Annotated in this window: 20 protein-coding genes; 5 read left to right on the plus strand and 15 right to left on the minus strand. The window is 64.3% G+C overall.

Annotation, left to right across the window (positions count from 1 at the left end):
- Positions 1-238 precede the first annotated feature (238 nt).
- The 4 genes from cobS to AC2FMD_RS00635 all read left to right on the plus strand — a co-directional run bounded on the left by cobS (position 239) and on the right by AC2FMD_RS00635 (position 5,513).
- The gene (cobS, locus tag AC2FMD_RS00620) at positions 239-1,225 is read left to right on the plus strand and encodes a cobaltochelatase subunit CobS (protein ID WP_496678859.1); all 987 of its coding nucleotides are present in this window, start codon (positions 239-241) and stop codon (positions 1,223-1,225) included.
- 113 nt (positions 1,226-1,338) lie between these two features.
- Positions 1,339-3,216, plus strand: coding sequence for a cobaltochelatase subunit CobT (gene cobT / locus AC2FMD_RS00625; RefSeq protein ID WP_496794545.1), 1,878 nt, complete (start codon positions 1,339-1,341; stop codon positions 3,214-3,216).
- 85 nt (positions 3,217-3,301) lie between these two features.
- Complete coding sequence (locus AC2FMD_RS00630; protein ID WP_496740941.1) at positions 3,302-5,092, plus strand: aminopeptidase P family protein; 1,791 nt, start codon at positions 3,302-3,304, stop codon at positions 5,090-5,092.
- 76 nt (positions 5,093-5,168) lie between these two features.
- Complete coding sequence (locus AC2FMD_RS00635) at positions 5,169-5,513, plus strand: DUF427 domain-containing protein (RefSeq protein WP_496678854.1); 345 nt, start codon at positions 5,169-5,171, stop codon at positions 5,511-5,513.
- Positions 5,514-5,526: 13 nt separating this feature from the next.
- On the opposite strand, the gene AC2FMD_RS00640 is transcribed toward AC2FMD_RS00635, so the two are convergent.
- From AC2FMD_RS00640 to AC2FMD_RS00665, 6 genes are all read right to left on the minus strand, one after another.
- On the minus strand, positions 5,527-7,212 hold the full coding sequence (locus AC2FMD_RS00640) for a chloride channel protein (RefSeq protein WP_496794546.1): 1,686 nt from the start codon (positions 7,210-7,212) through the stop codon (positions 5,527-5,529).
- A 102-nt stretch (positions 7,213-7,314) separates the two neighbouring features.
- Positions 7,315-8,964 carry a DNA repair protein RecN gene (gene recN, locus AC2FMD_RS00645; protein WP_496740945.1) on the minus strand — a complete coding sequence of 550 codons (1,650 nt, stop codon included), beginning with the start codon at positions 8,962-8,964 and terminating at the stop codon, positions 7,315-7,317.
- A gap of 36 nt (positions 8,965-9,000) precedes the next feature.
- Complete coding sequence (locus tag AC2FMD_RS00650) at positions 9,001-9,864, minus strand: outer membrane protein assembly factor BamD (protein ID WP_149774745.1); 864 nt, start codon at positions 9,862-9,864, stop codon at positions 9,001-9,003.
- A 125-nt stretch (positions 9,865-9,989) separates the two neighbouring features.
- Positions 9,990-10,910, minus strand: coding sequence for a UDP-3-O-acyl-N-acetylglucosamine deacetylase (gene lpxC, locus AC2FMD_RS00655; RefSeq protein ID WP_496740947.1), 921 nt, complete (start codon positions 10,908-10,910; stop codon positions 9,990-9,992).
- Positions 10,911-11,121: 211 nt separating this feature from the next.
- Positions 11,122-12,729, minus strand: a complete 1,608-nt coding sequence (ftsZ, locus tag AC2FMD_RS00660; RefSeq protein WP_496678847.1) for a cell division protein FtsZ — start codon at positions 12,727-12,729, stop codon at positions 11,122-11,124.
- 381 nt (positions 12,730-13,110) lie between these two features.
- Positions 13,111-13,374: a DUF4242 domain-containing protein gene (locus tag AC2FMD_RS00665; RefSeq protein ID WP_068347630.1), complete on the minus strand. Its 264-nt coding sequence runs from the start codon at positions 13,372-13,374 to the stop codon at positions 13,111-13,113.
- Positions 13,375-13,526: 152 nt separating this feature from the next.
- On the opposite strand from AC2FMD_RS00665, the gene AC2FMD_RS00670 reads away from it, so the two are divergent.
- Positions 13,527-14,405: a LysR family transcriptional regulator gene (locus AC2FMD_RS00670; RefSeq protein WP_496740949.1), complete on the plus strand. Its 879-nt coding sequence runs from the start codon at positions 13,527-13,529 to the stop codon at positions 14,403-14,405.
- 6 nt (positions 14,406-14,411) lie between these two features.
- Here the strand turns inward: AC2FMD_RS00670 and ftsA are convergent, their stop codons facing one another.
- The 9 genes from ftsA to ftsW all read right to left on the minus strand — a co-directional run bounded on the left by ftsA (position 14,412) and on the right by ftsW (position 22,986).
- Complete coding sequence (gene ftsA, locus AC2FMD_RS00675; protein WP_496678843.1) at positions 14,412-15,746, minus strand: cell division protein FtsA; 1,335 nt, start codon at positions 15,744-15,746, stop codon at positions 14,412-14,414.
- An 8-nt stretch (positions 15,747-15,754) separates the two neighbouring features.
- Positions 15,755-16,762 carry a cell division protein FtsQ/DivIB gene (locus AC2FMD_RS00680; RefSeq protein ID WP_496678842.1) on the minus strand — a complete coding sequence of 336 codons (1,008 nt, stop codon included), beginning with the start codon at positions 16,760-16,762 and terminating at the stop codon, positions 15,755-15,757.
- Positions 16,750-17,670, minus strand: a complete 921-nt coding sequence (locus AC2FMD_RS00685) for a D-alanine--D-alanine ligase (RefSeq protein WP_496740951.1) — start codon at positions 17,668-17,670, stop codon at positions 16,750-16,752. The genes AC2FMD_RS00680 and AC2FMD_RS00685 overlap by 13 nt, the downstream gene beginning before the upstream one ends.
- Positions 17,671-17,774: 104 nt before the next feature.
- Positions 17,775-18,701: a UDP-N-acetylmuramate dehydrogenase gene (murB, locus tag AC2FMD_RS00690; RefSeq protein ID WP_496740953.1), complete on the minus strand. Its 927-nt coding sequence runs from the start codon at positions 18,699-18,701 to the stop codon at positions 17,775-17,777.
- Positions 18,702-18,756: 55 nt separating this feature from the next.
- Entirely contained in the window at positions 18,757-18,999 is a 243-nt protein-coding gene (locus tag AC2FMD_RS00695) for a DUF2484 family protein (protein ID WP_496740955.1), read from the minus strand.
- A complete protein-coding gene (locus AC2FMD_RS00700) occupies positions 18,996-19,244 on the minus strand; it encodes a DUF2484 family protein (protein WP_496740956.1) in 249 nt (82 codons plus the stop codon). The genes AC2FMD_RS00695 and AC2FMD_RS00700 overlap by 4 nt, the downstream gene beginning before the upstream one ends.
- A 75-nt stretch (positions 19,245-19,319) precedes the next feature.
- Positions 19,320-20,729: a UDP-N-acetylmuramate--L-alanine ligase gene (murC, locus tag AC2FMD_RS00705; protein ID WP_496711493.1), complete on the minus strand. Its 1,410-nt coding sequence runs from the start codon at positions 20,727-20,729 to the stop codon at positions 19,320-19,322.
- Positions 20,726-21,823: a UDP-N-acetylglucosamine--N-acetylmuramyl-(pentapeptide) pyrophosphoryl-undecaprenol N-acetylglucosamine transferase gene (locus AC2FMD_RS00710; protein ID WP_496740958.1), complete on the minus strand. Its 1,098-nt coding sequence runs from the start codon at positions 21,821-21,823 to the stop codon at positions 20,726-20,728. Before AC2FMD_RS00710 ends, murC begins: the two co-directional genes overlap by 4 nt.
- Positions 21,823-22,986 (minus strand): putative lipid II flippase FtsW, encoded by a 1,164-nt coding sequence (gene ftsW / locus AC2FMD_RS00715; protein ID WP_496740960.1) that lies wholly within the window; start codon positions 22,984-22,986, stop codon positions 21,823-21,825. The genes AC2FMD_RS00710 and ftsW overlap by 1 nt, the downstream gene beginning before the upstream one ends.
- Between the last annotated feature and the right edge of the window lie 9 nt (positions 22,987-22,995).

Consider the following 22,995-nt stretch of genomic DNA (forward strand, 5'->3'; position numbering starts at 1 on the left):
ACCTCGCTAACAAACGCACATACTGCACGATATTCCTTTTGACGAGTCAACAAATAGCGCCACGCCGCCGCTGCACGGTGCAGATTTCCGGGTTCGCGATGCAGCCGCGAAGGCCGCCGAAGGCAATCGCCCGGTTCTCTTTCGGCAAACTCGGCTTTCCCTTGCCCTTGCCCGCAATATATTGCACCACACACGGGTTCGACCCCGGTGAACGGGCCAAGGAATGAGGACAAAGCGCATGGCTGACGGATCAATCGACATAAACGCAAAACCGACCGAAGAGATCTCGGTCCGGGACGTGTTCGGCATTGACACGAACATGGTCGTCAAGGGCTTTGCCGAGCAAAGCGACCGTGTGCCGGCGATCGATCCGACCTACAAGTTCGACCCCGAGACGACGCTGGCCATTCTGGCCGGTTTCTCGCACAACCGGCGGGTAATGATCCAGGGTTATCATGGGACCGGCAAATCGACCCATATCGAACAGGTCGCCGCGCGTCTGAACTGGCCTGCAGTTCGCGTCAACCTGGACAGCCACATCAGCCGGATCGACCTAATCGGAAAGGATGCGATCAAGCTGCGCGACGGCAAACAGGTGACCGAGTTTCACGAGGGCATCCTGCCCTGGGCGCTGCGCAACCCGGTGGCCATCGTGTTCGATGAATACGACGCCGGCCGCGCCGACGTGATGTTCGTGATCCAGCGGGTTCTGGAGCATGACGGCAAGCTGACCTTGCTGGACCAGAACGAAATCATCACACCGAACCCCTATTTCCGCCTGTTCGCCACCGCCAACACCGTGGGTTTGGGCGATACCACCGGCCTGTATCACGGCGTGCAGCAGATCAACCAGGCGCAGATGGACCGATGGTCGCTGGTAGCGACGCTGAACTATCTAAGTCACGATGCCGAGGTGATGATCGTTCTGTCCAAGGCGCCGCATTACAACACCGAGAAGGGCCGCAAGACCGTCAGCCAGATGGTCACCGTGGCCGACCTGACCCGGACCGCTTTCATGAATGGCGATCTGTCCACAGTCATGAGCCCGCGCACCGTGATCAACTGGGCCCAGAATGCCGAGATCTTCCGCGACGTGGGCTATGCTTTCCGCCTGTCGTTCCTGAACAAGTGCGACGAGTTGGAGCGCGAGACGGTTGCCGAGTTCTATCAGCGGTGTTTTGATGAGGAACTGCCGGAAAGCGCCGCAAGCGTCAGCTTGGGGTAATGCTGGATTTGCGCCCGTGCCGGGCGCAATGCCTCCGGCGGGGATATTTTGGGCCAGATGAAGGCGGGGCCGGTCGTCGCGGTCGGGCGGCGCTTGAATGAGGGCTGAGAGAGATGGTGCAGAAGAACGACAATCCCGCTGATCCCTTCAAGAAGGCCCTGGCCGAGGCCACCAAGGTGATGGCCGACGACCCGGACCTGTCGGTCAGCTACACGGTCGATCCGTCGGGTTTGTCGGGCGAGTCGATGCGCTTGCCTCAAGTGTCGCGCCGGATGACGCGCGAGGAGGTTTTGCTGGCGCGCGGCACGGCGGATGCGCTGGCGTTGCAGCGCCGGTACCATGACGAGGCCACCCATGCCCGTTACGCCCCGCCGGGCGACATGGCCCGCGATCTGTACGAGGCGATGGAAACTGCCCGATGCGAAGCCATGGGCGCCCGCGACATGCCGGGCACCGCCAGCAATATCGACGTCAAGATCAACCACGAGGCGCTGCGGCGGGGCTATGACCAGTGCAAGCAGCCGTCCGAGGCTCCGCTGGCCGTCGCCGCGGGCTATCTGATCCGGCACCTGGCCACGGGGCGCGATCTCCCGCCGGCGGCCGCGAATGTCATGGAACTGTGGCGCGGGTTTATCGAGGAACAGGCCGGCGGCACGTTGGAGAACCTGAACGAAATTCTGTCGGACCAGACCGCTTTTGCCAAATTCGCCCGCCAGGTGATCGACGATCTGGGTTATGGCGATCAGTTGGGCGAAGACCCGGACGCACTGGACGAGGATCAGGAGGACCAGGCCGAGGAAGAGGCCGAGGAACAGCCCGACCCCGACAGCACCGGCCAGGACGAACAGGACGAGCAGGACGCCGACGCCACTCCTGAACAGACGCAGGAAGAGCAGCAAGACCAGTCGCAGGCGCAGGTCTCGATGGATGAGATGGCCGAGGACGAGATGGGCGAAGAGGCCGAGATGCCCGAGGGCGAAGCGCCGCTGGAGCCGCCCGCCCCTCCGCCGGCGTCCGAGGCCGACCCGGACTACAAGGTCTATCTGAACACTCATGACGAGGAGATCGCCGCCGAGGAGCTGGCCGAACCCGCGGAGCTGGAGCGGCTACGGGCCTATCTGGATCAGCAGCTGGAGCCGCTGAAGGGCGCCGTCAGCCGGTTGGCCAACAAGCTGCAACGCCGACTGCAGGCGCAGCAGAACCGCAGTTGGGAGTTCGACCGCGAGGAAGGCATTTTGGATGCCGGTCGGCTGGCGCGGGTTGTTGCGAACCCGACGACACCGCTGAGCTTCAAGGTCGAGAAAGACACCGAATTCCGCGACACCGTGGTGACGCTGCTGCTGGACAACTCGGGATCGATGCGCGGGCGCCCGATTTCCATCGCAGCGATCTGTGCCGATGTTCTGGCACGCACGCTGGAACGCTGCAACGTGAAGGTCGAGATTCTGGGCTTTACCACCCGGGCCTGGAAAGGCGGACAGGCGCGCGAGGCGTGGCTGAACGATGGCCGCCCACAGCAGCCCGGCCGCCTGAATGATCTGCGGCATATCGTCTACAAGGGGGCGGATGCGCCCTGGCGGCGGGCGCGGGCCAATCTGGGCTTGATGATGAAAGAAGGCCTGCTGAAGGAAAACATCGACGGTGAGGCGCTGGAATGGGCACATCGGCGGATGCTGGCCCGGCGCGAGCAGCGCAAGATCCTGATGGTGATTTCGGACGGGGCTCCGGTGGATGATTCTACGCTGAGCGTAAATCCGGCGAATTACCTGGAAAAACACCTGCGCGACGTGATCGCCATGGTCGAAAAGCGCAAGATGGTCGAATTGCTGGCCATCGGGATCGGCCATGACGTGACCCGGTATTACGACCGCGCGGTGACGATCACCGATGTGGAACAGCTGGCCGGGGCGATGACCGAGCAATTGGCCGCCCTGTTCGACAGCGATCCGCGCGCGCGGGCCCGCGTGATGGGCATTCGGAAGGCCGGCTGAGCCAGGCCTTGCCCCGGGCGGGACCCTTCTTGAAAAAACCAAACTGAGGTGGGCCATGGCCCGCCTCGGATTGAGGGAGATGCAAATGTTCCAATCCTTCGAAGTGACGGCGCGGCCGGAACAGGGGCCACCGCGACTGGCGGCGTTGCAAGCTGAGTTGGTGCGCGAAGGATTGGACGGGTTCCTTGTGCCGCGCGCCGATGCGCATCAGGGCGAATATGTGGCCCCTCATGACGAGCGGCTGGCCTGGCTGACCGGATTCACTGGAACAGCTGGGTTCTGCGTGACATTACGCGACGTTGCCGGGGTGTTCGTCGACGGCCGCTACCGTACCCAGGTCAAGGCGCAGGTGGCCGAGGAGTTCACGCCGGTGCCCTGGCCCGAAGTATCTCTGGCCGACTGGCTGAAACGGCACCTACCCGAGGGCGGCAAGGTGGGGTTCGATCCGTGGCTGCACGCGGCGGGACAGATCCACGACACGCAAGCCGCGCTGGCCGGCAGCGGGATCGAGCTGGTGCGCTGTGACAACCTTGTCGACCGCATCTGGGTGGACCAGCCAGCGCCGCCGATGAACCCGGCAAAGCCACATCCGCTGGACTTCGCGGGCGAAAGCGCCGAGAGCAAGATCACGCGCCTGGCAAAAAGCCTGGCGGACGCGGGGCGCAGCGCAGCCGTGATCACCTTGCCGGATTCGATCATGTGGCTGCTGAACATTCGCGGGTCTGACATCGCCTACAATCCGGTAGCGCACGGGTTTGCCATTCTGCACGCCGATGGGCGGGTGGACCTGTTCATGGCGGCGCAGAAGCTGACCGGGCTGGACCAACATCTGGGGCCGCAGGTGTCGGTGCACCCGCCCGAAGCGTTTCTGGAGGCCGTCGGCGCGTTGGAAGGCGCGGTTCAGGTGGACATGGGCACCGTGCCTCAGGCCGTGATCGACGTGCTGGCCGAGCGCGCCGTGGATGGCGGCGACCCTTGCGCCCTGCCCAAGGCGTGCAAGAACGCGGCTGAAATCGCGGGCAGTGCCGCCGCGCATCTGCGCGACGCGGTGGCGGTGATCGAGACCCTGTGCTGGCTGGATGAGCAGGCACCGGGCAGTGTGACCGAGACCCAGGTCGTCACCCAGCTCGAGGAAAACCGGCGGCGCGACAACGCGCTGCAGGACATCTCGTTCGACACGATCGCGGGCACCGGGCCGAATGGCGCCATCATGCACTATCGGGTGACCGAGGACACCGACAGCCGGCTTGAAGACGGGCATCTGCTGGTTCTGGACAGCGGCGGGCAATATCTGGACGGCACCACCGACATCACCCGCACGATTGCTATCGGAAGCGTCGGCGAAGAGGAGAAGGCCTGTTTCACCCGCGTGCTGAAAGGAATGATCGCCATGTCGATGCTGCGCTGGCCGGTGGGGCTGGCCGGGCGTGACATCGAATGCGTGGCGCGTACTCCGTTGTGGCAGGCGGGTCAGGATTTCAACCACGGCGTCGGTCACGGTGTCGGTGCCTATCTCAGCGTTCATGAAGGCCCGCAGCGCCTGTCGCGCGTCAGCCATGTGCCGCTGCAGCCCGGCATGATCCTGTCCAATGAACCGGGCTATTACCGCGAGGGTGCGTTTGGCATCCGGCTGGAAAACCTGGTGGTCGTGGAAGAAGCGCCCGCCCTGCCCGGCGGTGACGGCGAACGGGCGATGCTGTGCTGGCGTACGTTGACCTATGTCCCGATCGACCGGCGCCTGATCGTGTCCGACATGCTGACCGCAGCAGAACGCGACTGGCTGAACGCCTACCATCGGGACGTTGCGGAAAAGATCCGCCCAAGGCTGTCGCCCGACGCGCAACTGTGGTTGGATGCCGCGACCGCACCGTTGTGACATGACAGTGTTACATGGACGGGTAGACTTCAGGCCGGAATGATCAAAGGCCGCGACGACGAGGGAAGGAGCAGAAATGACCGCAGATATCACGATCCGCAAGGCGCCCGGAAAATGGTGCGTCCGTTCAGGCGGCGCCATTCTGGGCGAGACCACCAACGCACTGGAGCTGTCGGAGGGCGATCTGCCGCCGGTCATCTATTTCCCGCGCGACGACATCGCGATGGCCTTTCTGGACAAGACCGACAAGGTGACCCACTGCCCGCACAAGGGCGACGCCACGCATTTTTCGATCGTCAACAAATCCTCGGTCACCGAAAACGCGGCCTGGAGCTATGAGAACCCGATCCCGGCCGTGTCCGAAATCAAGGACTACATCGCGTTCTACCGGCTCGAATCGGTGAAGGTCGAGCAAATCTGACACCCACGCAGGGTCACGAATGTTCCTCGGCTGCCGTGGCGGCCAGCGCGCGGTTGTACGCCTTGAGTGCATCGACATGATAAAGCGCTCCCACCGGGGTTTCGGATCCGTCGTCTTCGGGCACCACCACCGGTAGACAGGCGATCTCGTCACGGCCGAAATAAGGCATCGCCGCCTCGAGCGTGGCGCTGGCCGGAATGCAAAGCCCCTGATCCATCAGCTCCCGCGCCTGTTTTTCGGTGATCGAGCGCGGATCACCCAGCGGGCGCATCACCGAACCGGCCCGCAGCATCGCCAGCAGATAGGCCTGCGGCCCGGCCGCCAGATGCACGCCCCGGCGCTCCAACTGGGTCAGGAAGAACGACCTGTCGACAAGCCGCGAAGCCAGCGCGGTGGACATCGAAACCGATACCATCACAGCCAGCCCGATCTGCCAATCTCCGGTCAGCTCGAACACGATCAGCGTGGTCGAAATCGGCGCCCCCAGCACCGCCGCCGCCACCGCCCCCATGCCCGCGAAGGCATAGAGCGTGTGCGTGCCGGACACGTCCGGCAGCAGACCGGTCGCGATCAGCCCGAAGGCCAGACCGGTCAGCGCCCCGATCATCAGCGAGGGCGAGAACACACCGCCCCCCATGCGTCCGCCCATGGTAATGGCGACGGCGGCGGTTTTCACCACCGCGAACAGGATGGCGGTGGTCAGCACCAGATCGCCGGTCAGGGCGCGGATCGTGGTTTCGTAGCCCACGCCGATGATGTGCGGGAACCAGATGGCAATAACCCCCAGCATCGCCCCGGACACCGCCGGGCGCAGCCAGCGCGGCAGTGACAGGCGCGTCTGGACGTGGTTGCCGAAATCCTCGGCAAAGAAGATCGCGCGCATCAGCACCACAGACACCAGCCCGCAAACCAGTCCGAGGATCAGGAAGGCCGGAAGCTCGACGTAGAATTGCAACGATCCCGGCGTTTCCAGAATGAATTCGGTCACGTCGCCATATTCCAGCCGGTTGATGACCGTGCCCGCCACCGAGGCGATGACGATCGGCGCAAAAGCATGGACGGCAAAATGGCGCAACACCACCTCGAGCGCGAACAGCGCCCCGGCGATAGGGGCGTTGAAACTGGCCGAGACGGCGGCAGCAACGGCACAGCCCAACAGGTCGCGCCCGGTGATGCCGTCGGCATGGATGCGGTTGCTGACCCAGGTCGAGATCACGCCGGCCATGTGCACCACCGGCCCTTCCCGTCCGGTCGAACCTCCAGTGCTGAGCGTGATCAGCGAGGCGAGGAAAGAGGCGATGCCGGCCTTGGTTTCGACCCGACCATCGTTGACGGCGGCGCCTTCAATCACGTCGGCAACCGAGCGCACGCGGCCGTCATCGGTAAACAGGTGCAGGATTACCCCCACCACCAGTCCACCCACGATGGGAATGACCAGGATCACGACCCATGGCAGCCCTTCGGCATGGCTGTGCAGGCGCAGGATGTCCTCGGTCTGGTAGACATAGGCCTGCAAGGCGGTGATGCCCTTGCGAAACCCCAACGCCATGAACCCTGCGGCGATGCCGATGGCCAGCGCGATGAACCAGAACTGGACCTGGCTGGGACCACGACGGCGCATGACCCGCCAGGCGTCCTTGAGCGCGGCCAAGGCCTGTTGGAGCTGGTAGTGCAGCACGGAACGGGTAGACTGGGTCATTGTCCCTCGGCGGGGTTGGGTGATGACCCTTGGTAACGCACGCACTGCGCAGAGAAAAGTCGCAAGCTGGTGAAGCCCGCGGCACACTGCGACAGGATGGCATCAGGCCTGCAGCAGCGCGCGGGCGGCGGCACGGGCCTCGGGCGTTATGGTGTCGCCCGAGACCATGCGGGCAATCTCGTCGATCCGGTCCGGCTCGGACAGCGGTAGGACAGTGGACAGGGTCTGCCCGTCTGTCACGTGTTTCTGAACCCGCCAGTGATGAGCCGCGCGAGCCGCAACCTGCGGCGAATGGGTTACCACCAGCACCTGCCCGCCCTGCGCCAGCGCCGCAAGCCTGCGGCCCACGGCGTCCGCGGTGGCGCCGCCCACCCCGCGGTCGATTTCGTCAAAGATCATGGTGCGGGCGCTGTCGTCGCCCGACAGGCACACTTTGAGAGCCAGCAGAAAGCGGCTGAGCTCCCCACCCGAGGCGATCTTGTTGAGCGGACCCGACGGCGCGCCCGGGTTGGTGGCGACGGTAAAGGCCACGGCGTCCTGCCCCTCGGGTCCGGGCTCGGTGGGTGTGATCTGGGTCTGGAACACCGCACGCTCCATCTTGAGCGGCGCAAGCTCGGCCATTACCGCCGCGTCCAGCCGGCCGGCAGCCTCGCGCCGCAGAGCGCTGAGTGCCTCGGCGGCCGCGTCGTAGGCTGCCTGCGCCGCCTGAACCGCAGCGCGACGGTCGGCCAGGTCGGCGTCTCCGGCCTCAAGCTGGCCCAGACGGGCGCGTAGCGTGTCGGCGAAACCGCTCAGGTCATCTGGCGCCACGTCATGTTTGCGGGCTAGCGCGCGGATGGCGAACAGACGTTCCTCGGTCTGCTCCAACTCGACAGGGTTGAAATCCAGCGCCTCGAGGCAGGAGGTTACGCCATCCTGCGCCTCGCCCAATTCGATCAGGGCACGCCCCAGGGCGGCGATCGGCTCGTCCAATTGGCCCTCGGCCCGGTCGGCGACACCTTCCAGCCAGCGCACGGCATCCGCCATCGCCCCTTCGGCCCCGTCACCGCCCAGCAGGGCAAAGGCACGGGCCACGTCGTCGCGGATGCGCTCGGCCCCCTGCATCATCCGACGGCGGGCGTCGAGTTCGGCGTCCTCGCCCGGCTGCGGATCAAGCTTGTCGAGTTCGGCAACGGAATGCCGCAGAAATTCCTCTTCGCTGCGCACGGCGGCCACGGCGGCCTCGGTCTCGGCCAGGGCTTTGCGGGCGCGCGCCATCTCAGCCCAGGCGGCGCGCACAGCTGTCAATTGCGGCTCGGCCCCGGCATAGGCGTCCAGCATAGCGCGATGACCACGCGGGTTCAGCAGGCCGCGGTCATCATGCTGGCCGTGCAGTTCGACCAAGGTTTCCGACAGCGCGCGCAGCACCTCGCCCGAGCAGCGGCGGTCGTTGACCCAAGCGGTCTTGCGCCCATCGGCAGTATTGACGCGGCGCAGGATCAGTTCCGACCCGCCGGGCAAACCAGCCTCGGCCAGGATCGCATGGGCGGGATGGCCCTCAGGCAGTTCGAACTCGGCCACGACCTCGCCCTGCGCGGCCCCCTGCCGGACAAGTTCGGCCCGCCCGCGCCAGCCCAGCACGAAGCCCAGAGAGTCGAGCAGGATCGACTTGCCGGCGCCCGTCTCGCCGGTCAGCGCGTTCAGGCCCGGCTGAAAGTTCAGTTCCAGCCGGTCGATGATCAGCATGTCGCGGATATCAAGGGCGCGCAGCATCGGGTCGTCAGCGTCCCAAGCCTGTGACCATGGCGATTACAACCACTGGCCCTTGATCGTCTGGCGGTAGATCTGGCTGAGCCAGTTGTTGCCGCGGCTCTTGAGTTCAAGCCCGCGCGACGTCAGCAGCTTGTAAGCCGCATCATACCATTCGGACGACTGGTAGTTGTAGCCAAGGATCGCACCAGCCGACTGCGCCTCGTCAACCAGCCCCAGGGCCAGATAGGCCTCGACAAGGCGGTACAGCGCCTCGGCGGTGTGGGTGGTGGTCTGGAAATCCTCGACCACTACTCGGAAGCGGTTGATTGCGGCGGTATAGTGATCCTGACGCAGATAATAGCGCCCGATCTCCATTTCCTTGCCCGCCAGATGGTCGAAAGCCAGATCGAACTTCAGCACCGCCGAGGTGGCATATTCGCTGTCGGGATAGACCTCGATCACCGTTCGCAGGGCCTGTAGCGCCTGGAAGGTCAGGCCCTGGTCGCGGCCGACCTCGTCAATCTGATCATAATAGCTGAGCGCCAGAAGGTATTGCGCATAGGCCGCGTCCTCGTCGGTGGGGTAGAAGTCGATATACCGCTGCGCGGCGGCGCGGCTTTCCTCATAATTCTTGTCCGAATGGAACGCAAAGGCCTGCATGATCAGCGACCGCTTGGCCCATTCGGAATAGGGGTACAGGCGCTCCACTTCCGAGAAGTACCAGGCGGCGTCATCCGGCCTATTCTGCGACAACTCGAATTCGCCACGGGTGAAAATCTGTTCGGGGGTATAGCCTTCGAGGTTTTGGGACCGGTCGGCCCCCTTGTTTCCAAACAAGCCGCCCGCATTGCCGCATGCCGTCAAAGTAGCCGCCAGAAGAATCACGCCCGCAAGCCTGACTGCCGCCTTGAAGCCAACCATACCGCCCATCCTAGTCGTCTTGTCTCTTTGGGTAACCCCGGATTGGGCTTTGGTCTAGCATATAAAATTCCGGTGCAAAACGCCTTAAACGACCCGCGACGGAATTGTCGCCAAGACTGGACAGATCAGGCCACCTGCGGGATTTCCGCAAAGGCCAGACCCTGCCCCGGCAATTGCATTGCCTGTTCCGGCGTGCACAGAACCGGGCGCACCGCGCCGGGCGTTTCGAACAGTTTGCGGAGTAGGGTGTTGGTCATCGCGTGGCCGGATTTCTCGCCGACGAAATGGCCGAAGATCGGGCCGCCGGCCAGATACAGATCCCCCAGCGCATCCAGCATCTTGTGACGCACGGCTTCGTCCGCACGGCGGAAGCCGCCCGGAGTCAGAACCGAGTCGCCCTGCACCACGACAGCGTTGTCCAACGTGCCACCCAGAGCCAGACCGTTTTCGCGCATCGCTTCGACATCAGAGCGGCGGCAGAACGTTCGACAATCGGACAGTTCGCGGGCAAAGGCACCGTTGCGCATGTCAAGAATCTTGGTCTGCCGTCCGATGGCCACGTCTTCGAAATCGATGTGGAACTCGATGATCAAGCCGTCCGCCGGACGGATCGACGCCCGCGCGCCCTCGCGCTCGGCGACGACCGGCTTGAGCACCTCGTAAGCCAGAACGGGGCTGGCCTGGCGGCGCACACCCTTGGACATGATGCCGCGCACGAATTCAATCGACGAGCCATCCATGATCGGGACTTCGGGGCCGTCGATCTCGATCAGGGCATTGTGGATGCCGCATCCGGCCAAGGCTGCCATGATATGTTCGACAGTAGACACCGAGACGCCCGCATCATTGACCAACCGCGTGCACAGCTGGGTCCGCTCAACAACGTCATAGATCGCCGGGATCATTGCATTGCCCAGTTCGATATCGGTCCGCTTGAACCAAATACCGTGCCCGGCGGCAGCCGGCTTAAGAACCATCGTCGCGGGCTTGCCGCTATGCAAACCCACGCCTTTGAACGTGACCGAAGATTTGAGCGTCTGTTGCAAATGGGACCTCAGTGAGCGGTGTCCGACCCGAAACGGCCGTGTTGCCACTCAGTTAAGGAAGCACCGGAGGCACCTCAACTCACTCTTTGTAACCGAATGAAACAGTTTTGCGAACGATCGGCAAAAGCCTGCCGATCCGCATGTAAATATCTGAAAACAAAAATTAAAGGGTCGCCAACCGGCGACCCTTCCTCAGAATTTGTTACCGCGATCAGTTGGCCTGACGCCGCAGGAAGGCCGGTATCTCGATCCGTTCCTGATCCGGGTCGGCCGCGTCTTGCGCAGGTGCCGTGGCGTCAGTCTGGCGCAATGCGGGCTGCTGACGGACAGGTTGCGCGGGGGTGTCCGAGGCATGTCCGGTCATCCGATCGATCAGGCGGTTGAAGCCGAAACGCGGCCGTTCCTCAGCCGCAGGGCGCGGCGGTTGTGCCGACGCCTGCGGACGCTGCGCGTTCAGGCGCTGCGACTCGCTCGGGACTTTCTGGACCGCGGCCTGCAACCGCTGCATGGCCTGCGGCGAAGGGGTGCCCGGCGCATGTGAATGCACCGGATCGGCTGCGGCTTCGACCGGCTGGGGCACCGGCCCGGTTTCGGCTGCGCTTGGCTGGTAGGCCGGCGGCGGAAGATCATCGTCATCCGACGCGGTTTCGGTGCCCGAGTCGTAGAAGCTCTCTTTGAACTCTACTTCCTCGATCGACTCGAACAGGGTCGGCGCGATGTTCTCGGCCGCCTCGGCAACTTCGGCCGGACGCGGCTGGGCCTCGACTTCAGGGACTTCCTGCTCGGCCGAGGTGGCGCGGCTCAGCGGCGCTGCCATCGACCGGCGCGGCGCCGGAGCCTCGGCGGCGCTGTCGCTGGCGTCGATGCCGGTGGCCACGACCGATACGCGCATCTTGCCTTCCATCTCGGGGTCCAGAGTGGAGCCGACGATGATGTTGGCCTCGGGGTCCACTTCCTCGCGGATGCGGTTGGCGGCCTCGTCCAGTTCGAACAGGGTCAGGTCATGGCTGCCGGTGATGTTGATCAGAACACCTTTGGCGCCCTTGAGGCTGATTTCGTCCAGCAGCGGGTTGGCGATGGCCTTTTCGGCGGCCTGGATGGCGCGGTCTTCGCCCTCGGCCTCGCCGGTACCCATCATGGCCTTGCCCATCTCGTCCATCACCGCGCGGACGTCGGCGAAGTCGAGGTTGATCAGGCCCGGACGTACCATCAGGTCGGTCACGCCCTTGACGCCCTGGTACAGCACGTCATCCGCCATCGAGAAAGCCTCGGTGAACGTGGTCTTTTCGTTGGCCAGACGGAACAGGTTCTGGTTGGGGATTATGATCAGCGTGTCAACAACCTTCTGCAGCGCCTCGACGCCGTCCTCGGCCTGACGCATGCGCTTGGCGCCCTCGAACTGGAAGGGTTTGGTCACCACGCCCACGGTCAGCACGCCCAGTTCACGCGCGGCCTGCGCGATGATCGGAGCGGCGCCGGTGCCGGTGCCCCCGCCCATACCGGCGGTGATGAAGCACATATGCGCGCCGGCCAGGTGATCGACAATCTGCTCGATGCTTTCTTCGGCGGCGGCGGCACCCACTGAAGCCCGGGCGCCCGCGCCCAACCCCTCGGTCACCTTGATGCCCAACTGCACCCGCGCCGAAGAGCGGCTTTGCTGCAGTGCCTGCGCGTCCGTGTTGGCCACCACGAAATCCACGCCGTCGAGTTGCTTTTCAATCATGTTGTTGACGGCATTGCCGCCTGCCCCGCCAACGCCAAATACCGTGATCCGTGGCTTCAGTTCATCCTGCCCGGGCATCGAAAGATTTAATGTCATGCTCTGTCCGCCTGTTATATGTCCGCCAATGCGGGATTTTCTTGCCTATCCACCTGCAATCCTACAATCCGAATTGGCAAACGTCACGCCAAAAACGCAAAATTGCCACAAAATATGGAAGAAAACAGACCCGCGATTGCAGTATTTCGCCGACTCTGGCAGATGTTGCGGGTTGAAGCTGAGGCAACACAACACGCCAACGGCCCGCAACGCCGGGTTGCGGGGGGGAGGTCACGTATCCGAACTCTCAGAAAGCCTGCTCGGCCTTCGGTCTGCACCTCTTGTCCGGGTGCTGAGTGAATCTCTAACACGGCCTCTTGATCCTGTCACCGTGCAATCGGGTCAAATGCGCGGCGAAAACCGCCGCACATCGTTGATTTTTCAGGGAGTCAGGTCCAGCGCCTCGACGATCTGGGTATATGGCAGGCCGGCAGTGTCGTTGAGCCGCGCCACCTGGGCGGGCGTGTCGCTTTCGAACAGGCACATGCAACGGCCGTCGCCCGGCGAGAAGGTCGAGCGGATATAGCGGATCTGGTCACCGCCGGCGCGCATGGTCTCGGCCGTCCCGATCGCTGCCTTCTGCGCGCCTGCGAGGTCCTCCATGCTGATGCCCTTGAGATTTCTTTCCACCATGAATACAGGCATTTCGTGCTCCTCTCACAAACCGTTTCTGTCAATGAGGGCATTTCAACAGAACCCGGCGCACGGGACTATGGGCGCACCGTTATCATTCGATAACTGACGGTTTGGCCCGGGTGTTGTATCCTTGCCCTGTGGTTTTCAAGGGGAGGGTTGCCATGGAGATGTCCCAGATCCGCTATGTCCTGACCGCGGCGCGGACGCTTAATTTCACCAAGGCGGCCGAGGAATGCGACGTGTCGCAACCGGCGCTGACCAAGGGCATCAAGGCGCTGGAGGAGGAGCTGGGCGCGCCGGTATTTCACCGCGAGGGGCGGCGCATCCTGCTCAGCGAGTTCGGCCGTTCGATGCTGCCGCATCTCGAACACATCCTCGAAGAGACCGAGGCCACGCGGGTTCTGGCCCGCAACTTTCGCCTGCTGGAAAAGACACCGATCCGCCTTGGCGTGATGCCGACGATCGGGCATGTGCGGCTGGCGCGATTTCTGGCCGCCTTCAAGCACGACCACCCCGGCATGGAACTGGCGGTCAGGGAAGCCCCAGTATCGGAGTTGGAGAGCCTTCTGGCCGATGACGAGCTGGACGCGGTGGTGATGACGGCGGGCGACGACATCCGCGACAGGTTCCGCGTCCACCCTCTCTATTCCGAACGCTACGTGGTGGTTCTGCCGCCCGAGCACCGGCTGCAGCGCAAGAACGCCATAACGCTGGCCGAGCTTTCGGGGCAGGACTACGTCGACCGGCTGGCCTGCGAACTGCGCGAAATGGTCATGTCGGTCTGCGATTCGAAGGAGGTCGAGCTGTATGCCCGGTTTCGTTCGGAACGCGAGGACTGGGTGCAGGCGATGGTTCTGGCCGGGATCGGTTTTGCCTTCATGCCGGAATATTCGGTGACCCTGCCCGGCCTCGTTCAGCGCCCGCTGACCGAGCCCGAGGTGAGCCGGGAGGTGGCGATGATCACCGTTCCCGGCCGCAAATTCTCGCCCCCGATGGAGGCTATGATGCGCGCGGCCAGAAGCTTTGCCTGGCCGGGCTGAGCATCCTTACCAGTTGTCCTTGAACCAGCGCACGGCACGGCGGAACGGGCGCACGGCCGAGCTGTCGACCGGGGTTTCGAAATCCCACCATTCGTCCTGCGGATGCGCGGCAAACAGGGCCAATCCGACCGCCGAGGAAAAGCCGGGCCCCGTGGCCGATTGCGGCAGGCCGTGCACCCGCAGAGGCCGCCCCAGGCGGACCCGCTGGCCCAGAATGCGGCTGGCCAGCCCATCGAGACCGGGAATCTGGCTGCCTCCTCCGGTCAACACGATCTGCTGGCTGGGCATGTGGTCGAACCCGGCGGCGTCCAGCCGCAGGCGGACCTCTTCCAGAATCTCTTCGACGCGGGGGCGCATGATGCCGATCAGTTCGGCACGGCTGACGGTGCGTCGGTCGTGTTCCCAGTCGCCGGTGTCCGCGCCGATGTCGATCATGTCGCGGTCATCGGCGCCAGTGGCATGAACGCCGCCATTGAAGGTCTTGATCCGTTCGGCGATGGTGGTCGAGACCCCCAGCCCCATCGAAATGTCACTGGTGACGTGATCGCCGCCCATGCGTACGCTGTCGGCATAGATCATGTGTTTTTTGATGAAGATCGACACGCCGGTCGATCCACCGCCCATGTCGATGCAGGCGGCGCCCAGTTCCTGCTCGTCCTCGACCAGCGCCGAAATTCCCGACACATAAGCCGAGTTGGCAATGCCCGCCAACTCCAGATCGCACCGCTTGATGCAGCGCACCAGGTTCTGGATGGCGACCGCATCGACGGTCAGCATGTGCATGTCCACGGCCAGCGTCTGCCCCATCTGCCCGCGCGGGTCGATCAAGCCCGAGCGGTTGTCGAGCGCGAAATTCACCGGCTGGGCATGCAGCACCTCGCGCCCCGCCCCATAGTCGGGCACGTCGCAAGCATTCAGAACGCGACCGATCTCGGCCTCGGTGACCTCGTGCCCGTCCAGGTCCACCTGCGCGTCCAGTCCATACGAGCGCGGATTGGCCCCCGAGAAACAGGCGATCACGTGATCGACCCGGATGTCGGCCATCTTCTGCGCCGCCTGCAGCGCTGTGCGGATGGCGCGTTCGGTTTCCTGCATGGCCGTGATTTCGCCAAACCGCACCCCACGCGACCGGGTGGTAGCCGCGCCGATGACCCGAAACCCGGTCTGCCCGGCCAGCGAGCCGATCGAATTGTCCTCGCTCAGCCGACCGGTCCCGTCGAACCGCAGCACCAGGCAGGCGATCTTGGATGTCCCCACATCGAGGATCGCGACCACCCCCCGCTGCATGGCCTGCTGGCGCATCTGGCGCATCGCGCGCTGAGACTGATAAAGATCGGTCATCATCGTATTCACTGCCCGTTACCCGTTGTCACTTTTGTATTCCACCAGTCTGCGCTGGCGGCTTCGGTCATCCGAATGGTCGGGCGCGACCCCAGCCGCATATCGACCACGGCCACGTCCCGTTCCAGAAGATCCTGAACCTCGTTCACTGCCAGAACCCGCTCCAGCGCACGCACCGGGCGCTCGGTCGGCAGCATGATGCGCTGGTTGCGGTCCAGAACCAGATCCCAGCGCCGTTCGCCCACCCGCAGCAGGCCGCGCACACGGTCGCCCAGGCCGCGCGCGGTGCGCAGCAGTTCCAGCGCCTCGGCCACATGCTTGTCAGCACCCTCGCCCGCGATCAGCGGCAGATCGGGCCGCTCCGTCCGGCGAGCGATCGACGCCACATGCGCGCCGGTTTCGTCCAGCAGCTCGAGGCCTTCGCGCGTGCGCCATACGACGACCGGCTGACGCTCGACCACGTCCACCTGCAGGATACCGCCCGGCCGGATCCGCACGCTGGCCGACTTCACCGGATCCAGCCCGGTGATCGTGTCGCGGATCTGCTCGACATCCAGATCCCACGAACTGATGGGGAAATCGAGCGGCACCACCTCTCGAATGTCATCGGACAGGTCGGAACCCGCGCCGTCGATCGCCATCAGCTTGACCATGAATTCGGGACGTTCCTGGAAAGCGGTGATTACGCCGTCGACTTGCGCAGTCAGTGCTTCGCGCCGGGTCTCGTCGGCAAAGAACAGACCAACGGCGGCGGCCAGAGCGCCCAGAGGCAGACCGATCTTGAGGCCGCGCCGGATGCCTGGAGTCAGCATCCAGCGCTGCAGACGGTAGCTGAGGCGCGAAGGGGCGGGATCGGCACGCCCGGTGCGACGGCGGAACAGACGCCCACCGCGCAGGCGCAGCTTGGGATCAGACTGGGCCTTTGCATTGCCGCCAGCCTGAAATGTTGCATCCGGCCCCGCAAGGGGTTTGGGCCGATATACGTCTGGCGCGCGCGAGGCGGTCAACGATCGCATGAAGCGTCCTCGACCATCCAGGCGCAGAGCTGACCGAAGGTCATGCCCAGATGCGCGGCTTGTTCAGGCACCAGCGAGGTGGGGGTCATACCCGGCTGGGTGTTGGTCTCCAGAAGGAACACGCCGTCTTCGCCCTTGGCGTCGTCCCAGCGGTAGTCGGTGCGACTGACGCCCCGGCACCCCAAAACCTGATGCGCGCGCAGGGCATAATCCATGCACAGCTCGAAGATACGCGGCGGAATATCGGCGGGCAGCACGTGGCGCGACCCGCCGGGCTTGTATTTGGCGTTGTAGTCATACCAGCCGTCGGTCAGGATCTCGGTCACGGTCAGGGCGCGGTCGCCCATCACGGTGACCGTCAGCTCGCGCCCGGCCACGTATTGCTCGACCATGACCTGTTCGGGCATGTCATCCGACAGCTGCGGCGGGCCGTTCGACCCCTCGAAAACAAGGTAGATCCCAACGCTCGATCCTTCGTTGTTGGGCTTGACCACATATGGCGCGGGCATGACGTGTCCCGCCATCACGTCCGATTTCGGAACGATCAAGCTGTTGGCCACCGGCAGGCCGGCCGCGCGGAATACCTCTTTGCTACGCTGTTTGTCCATGGCCAGCGCCGAAGCCAACACGCCGGAATGCGTGTAGGGAATTCGCAGCCACTCCAGCAGACCCTGCACGCAACCATCCTCGCCCCAGCGGCCATGCAAGGCGTTGAAGACAACGTCGGGCTTGATGTCCTGCAAGCGCGCACAAAGGTCAGGACCGGCGTCCAGTTCGACGACCTCGATCCCTTCTCCCACAAGGGCGGCTGCGCATTCGCGCCCGCTGCTGAGAGACACCTCGCGTTCCGCCGAGGGGCCGCCCATCAATACCGCCACTTTGGGGTTTGTCCTGCTCGACCTACCCACGTTCGTGCGCCTCAATGTCCCCGGACCTTATCTGGTGGTCCGTATTTCGTTATGCCTTTGATCCGTCGCCTGAATTTGCCTGTTTTGGTCTGACGGTCGGGGCTTTAATCTGTCAGCGGATCACCGACCCGCATGATTTCCCACTCTAGCGTGATCCCGCTTGTTTCGTAAACCTTTTTTCGCACCTCTTCGCCTAGCCCTTCGAGGTCGGCGGCGGTGGCGTTTCCGGTGTTGATCAGGAAGTTCGAGTGCTTGGGGCTCATTTGTGCGCCCCCGCGTCGGGCGCCGCGCATTCCGGCGTCGTCGATCACCTTCCAGGCCTTCAGGTCGTGCACATCATCGACCCGCCCGGTCGAGGAAAACCCGGCCGGATTGCGAAAGGTCGACCCGGCGCTGCGGTCCTTGGTGGGCTGGGTCTCGTCGCGCTTTTTCAGCTGCGCCTCCATCCGGGCGTGCAGGTCAGCCGGGTCACCCGCCGGGCCCTGGAACGTGGCCGACACCAACACCGCACCCTCGGGCAGGTCGGACTGGCGATAGCGGAAGTTCAGGTCGGCCGGCGTCAGCTCGAACAACTCGCCCTGCCGGGTGACGATGGTGGCCGATTTCAGAACATCGGCCGTGTAGCTGCCATAGCAACCGGCGTTCATCCGCACGGCCCCACCGATGGAACCGGGGATGGTGCGCAGAAAGGTGAGGTCCACCCCCGCATCCGCCGCCTTGCGCGCGACATGCGCATCCAGTGCGGCCGCCCCTGCGGTGACTGTGGTGCCTTCGACCGAGATGCCGTTGAAGCCGCGCCCCAGTCGGATCACCACGGCCCGCAGCCCGCCGTCGCGGACGATCAGATTCGAGCCGACGCCCATCGGGAACACCGGCACCTCGGACGGAAGATCGCGCAGGAAAGCCTGCAAATCCTGAAGGTCAGCCGGCTGAAACAGATAATCCGCCGGGCCGCCAACACGCAGCCAGGTGAGGTCGTTCAGAGGTCGGTTCGGCGTCAGGCGGCCTTGAGGCGTTGGCAAAGTGGTCATTGAGGCTAGATCGCGGATTCGGTGGGGCGTGGCAAGCCCGTTCCAAGACGCAGGTTCAAATCCGCCGCCGCAGCCACCGCCCAAGGTAGATCACGGGCCAACGCAGCACCGACATGCCGGCGGCCAGAACGAACAGGCCGACCCACGGGCCGTTTTCGTAAGTGGCATAGCCCAGGATCGGGATGCCCACCGCGATCAGCGCATAGGCGCGGGTCCAGTGGTTGTCCTTGCTGGGGATCATGGCCAGCACATTGGCAGCGATGCCCCAAAGGGCGGCCAGTGCGATCGACCAACTCATTGCCCCACCTCGCGGCCCGACCATTTTCGCCAGTAATACCGGATGGGGTTGCGGAACATCGATACGAACCCAGCAAAGGCCAGCGCTCCGATCAACCAGCCATGGGCCACGCCAAGCCAGACGATCAGAACCGGCGCGCAGATCAGCAGCACGATGCCCGGCGGAAATTGCAGGCGCATCGGCAACAGCGCCACGACAGTGGCGCAGATCACCCAAAGGGCGGCAAAGATAACGGAATAATCCATGGCTCTCTCCGCAAATGAGTCACATGCCAGGGCAGGAACACATCCGCAAGTTGTGCACCCAAATGCCTGCTAACGTCAAACGGCTTGTTTTACCTTCAGCCGGCCAGGCAGCGCATTGGCCCAGGCACTGATGGTGCCCGCGCCCAGGCAGACGACCATGTCGCCGGGCCGGGCCTGCTCGCGTACCAGACGCTCCAGGTCGCCTTCGTCCAGCAGCGCGCGCGCGTGGCGGTGGCCGTGACGGATCAGGCCCTGCACCAGATCATCGCGGCTGGCGCCTTCGATCGGATCCTCACCGGCAGAGAAGACCTCGGCAATGGCCACGACATCGGCGTCGTTGAAACAGGCGCAGAAATCGTCGAACAGGTTGGACAGACGCGAATAGCGGTGCGGCTGATGCACGGCGATCACGCGGCCTTCGGTCGCCTGACGCGCAGCCTTGAGCACCGCCGCGATTTCCACCGGGTGGTGGCCGTAATCGTCGATGATGGTGACGCCGTTAACCTCGCCCACCTTGGTAAAGCGGCGGTTGACGCCGCCGAAATTGGCCAGCGCATCGCGGATTTCAGCGGTCTTCATGCCCAGATGACGGGCCACGGCCACGGCTGACAGCGCGTTCGAGACGTTGTGATCGCCCGGCATCGGCAGGGTGCAGCCCTCGATCACCGTGTCCTCGTATTGCAGGTGGATGTCGAAATGCGCAATGCCGCCCTTGTAGGTCAGGTTGACCGCACGAACGTCGGCCTGGGCGTTGAACCCATAGGTGCGCACGCGGCGGTCGGTGATGCGGCCCACCAGTGCCTGAACCTCGGCATGGTCGGTGCAGCACACCGCCAGACCGTAGAACGGGATGTTCGAGACGAAATCGTGAAAGCCCGCGCGCAGCCGGTCGAAATCGCCCCAATGCTCCATGTGCTCAGGGTCGATATTGGTCACGATGGCGATGGTCGCGGGTAGCCGGTTGAACGAGCCGTCGGATTCGTCGGCCTCGACCACCATCCACTCGCCCTGCCCCATCCGCGCGTTCGAGCCGTAAGCATGGATTACGCCGCCGTTGATGACGGTTGGGTCGAAATCGCCCGCCACCATCAGCTCGGCCATCATCGTGGTGGTCGTGGTCTTGCCGTGGGTACCGGCGATGGCAATGTTGGATTTCAGCCGCATCAGCTCGGCCAGCATGTCGGCACGGCGCACCACCGGCAGGCCCAATGCACGGGCGCCGTCCAGTTCTGGGTTGCCCGGCTTGATCGCCGTCGAAACGACAACCACGGCGGCATTGTCGAGGTTTTCAGCCCGCTGACCCACAAAAATCTCAGCCCCCAGCGACGCCAGACGGTCGGTGATCTTCGAGGCTTTAAGGTCGGATCCCTGCACCTGATACCCAAGGTTCAGCAGCACTTCGGCAATGCCCGACATCCCGATGCCGCCGATGCCCACGAAATGGATCGGTCCGACATCCTGCGGCAGTTTGGTTGCTGGATTCATGGGGTCTCCTTCTGCGCCAGCTGTTCGACAAGGGCCACCAGACGCTCGGTCGCGTCGGGCGCCCCGACAGACAGGGCGGCATGGGCCATTTTCTGTGCGGCTTCGGGGTTGGTCAGAACCAGTGCGATTTGCTCGGTCAGGGCGGGAACGTCAAGGGCCTTTTCGGGGATCATGATCGCCGCGCCCGCCTGTACCAGCCCGCGCGCATTGGCGGTCTGGTGATCGCCTGCTGCGGCAGCAAAGGGGATCAGGACCGAGGGCCGCCCGATCACCGAGATGTCAGCCACGCTCGACGCACCCGAGCGGCTGATCACCAGTTGCGCCTCGGACATGCGGCGGGGGACGTCGTGGAAGAAGGGTTGGACCTCGGCCAGAATCCCGTGTTCGGCGTAGAAAGCGGTGACCCGCTCGGCATCCTCCTCGCGCGCTTGGTGCGAAACGCGGATGTACCGGCGCAGGCTCTCGGGCAGTGCCGCGATGGCGCCGGGCACCACGTCGCTGAGGATGCGGGCGCCCTGGCTGCCGCCCATCACGAGCACCGACATCGGGTAATCTCCGGGCGGGATGTAAGGCGCGGCGGTGCGCTCCAGCACGGCGGCCCGGACGGGGTTGCCGGTGTGGATACCGTGGGCGCCCTCGGGCAGGTCGGTGGGCCAGACGCCGCAAGCCACATGCGCAACGCGGGTGGCGAACAGCTGGTTCACACGCCCCAGAACGCCGTTTTGTTCGTGGATCATGCGGGGCAGACGCAGCATCACCGCCGCGCTCAGCGCCGGGATCGACGGGTAGCCGCCGAACCCCACCACCACGTCCGGCCTGTTGCGCAGCAACTGGGCCGTCATCCCGGCAACTCCGGCCGCGATCCGGGGACCGGCCAGCGCTTTGGCCGCCAGCCCGCCGCGGGCGAATGTGGCCGAGGACACCTCGACAATCTCGGTAGAATGCGGGAAACCGCCCGTATAGCGCGCGCCGCGCGCGTCGGTGGACAGGCGCACGCGCCAACCCTTGTTCACCATGGCCTCAGCAAGCGCCTGAGCGGGGAACATGTGGCCCCCGGTTCCGCCAGCCGCGATCAGCAAATAAGGGTTCGTCATCAGCCCCGTCCGCGCAGAATGTCGCCCAGTTCGCCCTGTGGGCGGGTGCGGGTGAAGGCCAGAAGCATGCCCAGCGCGATGCCGCCCGCGATCAGCGACGAGCCGCCATAGCTGACGAAGGGCAGCGTCATGCCCTTGGCCGGCAGCAGGCGCACGGCGACGCCCATGTTGATCATCGCCTGCACACCGAACATGCAGGCCAGACCGGTGCCCGCCAGACGAATGAACATGTCACGTTCGCGCATCAACCGCAGCAGCGAGCGCACGACGATCAGCGCATAAAGCGCGATGATGATCAGCACCAGGATCAGGCCGTATTCCTCGGCCGCCACGGCGATGATGAAATCGGTATGCGCATCGGGCAGCGACCATTTTACCTGCCCCTCTCCCACGCCAACGCCGAACAGGCCGCCCTCTCGGATGGCGTTGGTGGCATAACCCAACTGGGTGGTCGGATCGACTTCCTGGTTCAGGAAACCATCGATGCGCCGGGCGAAATGTTCGGAATTGGCGTAGGCGAACATGCCACCCAAGACGACCGCCCCCGCCATACCCAACAGCAGAAACATCGGCGCGCCGGCCACAAAATACATCACGCCCCAGCCGAACAGGATTAGACAGGCCTGACCGAAATCAGGCTGCATCACCAGCATGCCCACGATCGACAGGCACAGCGCGAAGGACCACAGCCGCCCCGGCGGACCGTTGATTTCTTGCGCCGCGGCCAGCAGCCAGGCGGCCACGACGATGAAGCCGGGCTTCAGAAACTCGGACGGTTGGACCGAGGCGAAGCCCAGCGAATACCAGCGCACCGCCCCCTTGCCGAAATCGGTCCCGAAGATCGGCAGAAAGGCCAGCGCCACGAAGGCCGTCAGAAAGCCCAGAACCGCCAGCCGTCGCACCAACGTGGGCGACATCATCGAGGTCAGCAGCATTGCGATCAGCGCCAGCGATCCAAACAACGCCTGCCGCTCGACATAGTGGAACGGATCGAACCCGTTGCGCTGCGCCAGCGGCGGCGATGAGGCCAGCCCCAGCAAAAGCCCGATCGCAAACAGGATCAGCACGCAGGACATCGTCCATCGGTCAATCGTCCGCCACCATTTCGGAAGGATCGGTTCACCGCGCTGGTCCTGGACCGCGCCATACACCATCTCAGTCATGAGATACCG

This window comes from Ruegeria sp. BHSC276, assembly GCF_059612945.1.

Excerpts from the sequence above, each read along its gene's own strand:
- cobS (WP_496678859.1), top strand. The coding sequence starts at position 239 with ATGGCTGACGGATCAATCGACATAAACGCAAAACCGACCGAAGAGATC.
- cobT (WP_496794545.1), top strand. The coding sequence starts at position 1,339 with ATGGTGCAGAAGAACGACAATCCCGCTGATCCCTTCAAGAAGGCCCTG.
- AC2FMD_RS00630 (WP_496740941.1), top strand. The coding sequence starts at position 3,302 with ATGTTCCAATCCTTCGAAGTGACGGCGCGGCCGGAACAGGGGCCACCG.
- AC2FMD_RS00635 (WP_496678854.1), top strand. The coding sequence starts at position 5,169 with ATGACCGCAGATATCACGATCCGCAAGGCGCCCGGAAAATGGTGCGTC.
- AC2FMD_RS00640 (WP_496794546.1), bottom strand. The coding sequence starts at position 7,212 with ATGACCCAGTCTACCCGTTCCGTGCTGCACTACCAGCTCCAACAGGCC.
- recN (WP_496740945.1), bottom strand. The coding sequence starts at position 8,964 with ATGCTGCGCGCCCTTGATATCCGCGACATGCTGATCATCGACCGGCTG.
- AC2FMD_RS00650 (WP_149774745.1), bottom strand. The coding sequence starts at position 9,864 with ATGGTTGGCTTCAAGGCGGCAGTCAGGCTTGCGGGCGTGATTCTTCTG.
- ftsZ (WP_496678847.1), bottom strand. The coding sequence starts at position 12,729 with ATGACATTAAATCTTTCGATGCCCGGGCAGGATGAACTGAAGCCACGG.
- AC2FMD_RS00665 (WP_068347630.1), bottom strand. The coding sequence starts at position 13,374 with ATGCCTGTATTCATGGTGGAAAGAAATCTCAAGGGCATCAGCATGGAG.
- AC2FMD_RS00670 (WP_496740949.1), top strand. The coding sequence starts at position 13,527 with ATGGAGATGTCCCAGATCCGCTATGTCCTGACCGCGGCGCGGACGCTT.
- ftsA (WP_496678843.1), bottom strand. The coding sequence starts at position 15,746 with ATGACCGATCTTTATCAGTCTCAGCGCGCGATGCGCCAGATGCGCCAG.
- AC2FMD_RS00680 (WP_496678842.1), bottom strand. The coding sequence starts at position 16,762 with ATGCGATCGTTGACCGCCTCGCGCGCGCCAGACGTATATCGGCCCAAA.
- murB (WP_496740953.1), bottom strand. The coding sequence starts at position 18,701 with ATGACCACTTTGCCAACGCCTCAAGGCCGCCTGACGCCGAACCGACCT.
- AC2FMD_RS00695 (WP_496740955.1), bottom strand. The coding sequence starts at position 18,999 with ATGAGTTGGTCGATCGCACTGGCCGCCCTTTGGGGCATCGCTGCCAAT.
- AC2FMD_RS00700 (WP_496740956.1), bottom strand. The coding sequence starts at position 19,244 with ATGGATTATTCCGTTATCTTTGCCGCCCTTTGGGTGATCTGCGCCACT.
- murC (WP_496711493.1), bottom strand. The coding sequence starts at position 20,729 with ATGAATCCAGCAACCAAACTGCCGCAGGATGTCGGACCGATCCATTTC.
- AC2FMD_RS00710 (WP_496740958.1), bottom strand. The coding sequence starts at position 21,823 with ATGACGAACCCTTATTTGCTGATCGCGGCTGGCGGAACCGGGGGCCAC.
- ftsW (WP_496740960.1), bottom strand. The coding sequence starts at position 22,986 with ATGACTGAGATGGTGTATGGCGCGGTCCAGGACCAGCGCGGTGAACCG.